At 74.3% G+C, this 2,474-nt stretch carries 3 protein-coding genes; 2 read left to right on the top strand and 1 reads right to left on the bottom strand.

The window, feature by feature from the left end:
• The first annotated feature begins 185 nt into the window (after window positions 1-185).
• Window positions 186-593 carry a BlaI/MecI/CopY family transcriptional regulator gene (locus KDL28_RS36665; protein WP_252446078.1) on the top strand — a complete coding sequence of 136 codons (408 nt, stop codon included), beginning with the start codon at window positions 186-188 and terminating at the stop codon, window positions 591-593.
• Window positions 590-1,498: a M56 family metallopeptidase gene (locus KDL28_RS36660; protein ID WP_252446077.1), complete on the top strand. Its 909-nt coding sequence runs from the start codon at window positions 590-592 to the stop codon at window positions 1,496-1,498. The genes KDL28_RS36665 and KDL28_RS36660 overlap by 4 nt, the downstream gene beginning before the upstream one ends.
• An 81-nt stretch (window positions 1,499-1,579) precedes the next feature.
• Here the strand turns inward: KDL28_RS36660 and KDL28_RS36655 are convergent, their stop codons facing one another.
• A complete protein-coding gene (locus KDL28_RS36655) occupies window positions 1,580-2,080 on the bottom strand; it encodes a GNAT family N-acetyltransferase (protein WP_252446076.1) in 501 nt (166 codons plus the stop codon).
• Between the last annotated feature and the right edge of the window lie 394 nt (window positions 2,081-2,474).

Below are 2,474 nucleotides of genomic sequence, written 5' to 3'. Positions count from 1 at the left end.
CCCCCAGGGGGGGGCCTGGCGCGGGTTCGGGCCGGGGTCGTGCGCCCGGGGGCCCGCCCGACCGCGGTTGCGTGCTACAACTTGTAGCGCTATCGAACGTAGCAGGGCGGATCCGGCGGATGCGTCCGGCGACGACGAACGCCGACCACCGGCCGTGGGTCGGGCGCCCCGACGGAGGACGACAGGTGAGCAGGCGCCGCGGTGAACTCGAGCAGGACGTGATGAGCGCGCTGTGGAAGCGCACCGAACCCGTCACCGCCCGTGCCGTACTGCGGGACATCGGCGATCCGGACCTCGCCTACAGCACGGTGAAGACCGTGCTCGAACGGCTCACCCGCAAGCAGGTCGTCACCCGCGTGTACGTCGAGCGCACCTGGCACTACACGGCGGCGGGGACGCGCGACGACTACGTGGCCGAGATGATGATGGCGGCCCTGGAGCGCAGCGGTGACCGGGACAGCGCGCTGGTCCGGTTCGCCCGCGCGGTCAGCCCGACCGACGCCGACGTCCTCCGCGCCGCCCTCGACACGTCGCCCGATCCCGGAGGCGCTGCCGGCGACCGCGAGCCGACCGGCGGCGGTGCCTCGTCGTGATCTACGTCTGGCACCACGTCTGCACCGCGCTGCTCGCGGTGGCCTCCGGCGCCGTCCTGGTCCGGGCCCGCTGGACCCACCGCAGCCCGCACCTGGCGGTCCTGCTCTGGCAGGCCACCGCCCTCGGCGCGGTGACCGCGACGGTGGGGGCGCTGCTCAGCGCCGGCCTCGAGCCCTACGGGCGCGGGATCGTGCCCGCCTTGAGCCGGCTCGGCGCAGAGCTCGCGGCGGGCGCGCCCCACCCCGGCCTCGGAGCGGGGCACGTGACCGCGATCGTGGCAGGGCTGCTGCTGACCACCTGGACCGCGACCGTCCAGATCGTCAGCTCCTGGCGGGCCGGGCGGCACCGCTCCCGGCACCGGCTGCTGCTGAGGCTGGTCGGGCGCTCCGATGCGCACGAGCGAGCCGTCGTGCTGGACCATCCCGTCGCCGCGGCCTACTACCTGCCCGGCCCGTCCGGCTGCGTGGTCGTCAGCTCCGGCGCGCTGGAGGCGCTGACGCCGTCGCAGCTGGAGGCCGTGCTCGCGCACGAGGACGCCCACGCCCGCGAGCACCACCACCTCGCGCTCGCGCCGTTCCACGCGCTGCGGAGGGCCGTCCCCTGCCGGCTCACCGCGCGCATGGGGGACAGCATCGAGCTGCTCGTGGAGATGTGCGCGGACGACGGCGCCGCCCGCCGCCACGGCCCGGCCCCGCTGATCGCCGCGCTGGACCGCTTCCACGCGCTCGGCGCGTCTCCGGTCCCGCCCGGTGCGCTCGCCGTCGGGGGGCACGCGACCGCGCAACGCATCGACCGCCTCCGCGCCGCCCACCCCCCGCTGAGCGCGCCGCTGCGCAACCTGGTCGTGCTGGCCGCGCTGGCGGTCGGGCTCACCCCGCTCAGCCTCTTCGTCCTCCCCGCCTGATCCGGTGCATCGGCGGCGTCCGGGCTCGCGCGCTCGGCCGCAGCGCCCACACCCTTCGCGCTCCAGGGTCCCGCGTCGACCTCACGGCTCGGACTGGTCCAGCGTGATCGTGAACGCGACCCTGGGCTGCCCCGGCCCGTCGTAGTCGCTGTGGACCGGCACCCCGTCCACCTCGCGGTCGCCCGGCACCAGCTCGAAGCCCATCGCGCGGTGGAACGCGACGGAGCCGGTGTTCGCCGGTGCCGTGATCGCCCGCACGATGCGCCGGCCGCTGCGCCGCGCGCGCTCGAAGAAGGCCGCGTACAGATCACGGGCCAGGCCCTGGCCACGTCGGTCCGGGTCCACCCCCACGAAGTGGATGTACGCCTCGTCGGGGTGGTCGCCGGAGTGGAACCCGATCAGGAAGCCGTGGATCCCGGTGGCGTCCTCCAGCACCAGGCTGGTGCGGGCGAAGTGCTGCAGGAACAGCCTCGGCAGCAGCAGGGACAACTCGCGGGCCTGCTCCGGGGTCCGCGAGGCGCTCCACCAGCGCTGGATGCAGTCCACGAGCACGGCATGGTCGCTGATCCGAGCCTGACGCACGCCCACAAGCTACGCGGGGATCCTGACCGTGGCGTCGAGGTGGTGTCGCGCCTGGAGCTTCTCGCCACCCGGCTCCATCGACCTCTCCGACCCTCGGCTCTGATCGGGTCGGGGCGGGCGTTCACGTGCTCCACCCGGCCCGCCCGCGGCATGACATCCGCCATGCCTCGACCCGTGCGGGACGCGGGGAGACGACCGTGCCGGGCCGCACTTCACCGGACCGATTCCCCGACCTAGCTAGTGGCCCGTCCAGCAAGGTTGATGGGTATATCGGTGGATCCAGGTGTTCGCTGGCAAGGCGCCGGTCGGCCCTCGTACCTGGCGTACTCGGGTCGGCCGGCAACGCAGCCAGCGGGCACCTGGGCCGCCGAGATACCCGTCGAACCTTGCTGGA

Source organism: Pseudonocardia humida (genome assembly GCF_023898865.1).
Classification (GTDB): domain Bacteria; phylum Actinomycetota; class Actinomycetes; order Mycobacteriales; family Pseudonocardiaceae; genus Pseudonocardia; species Pseudonocardia humida.
This window is presented reverse-complemented; position numbering and strand designations above follow the sequence as displayed.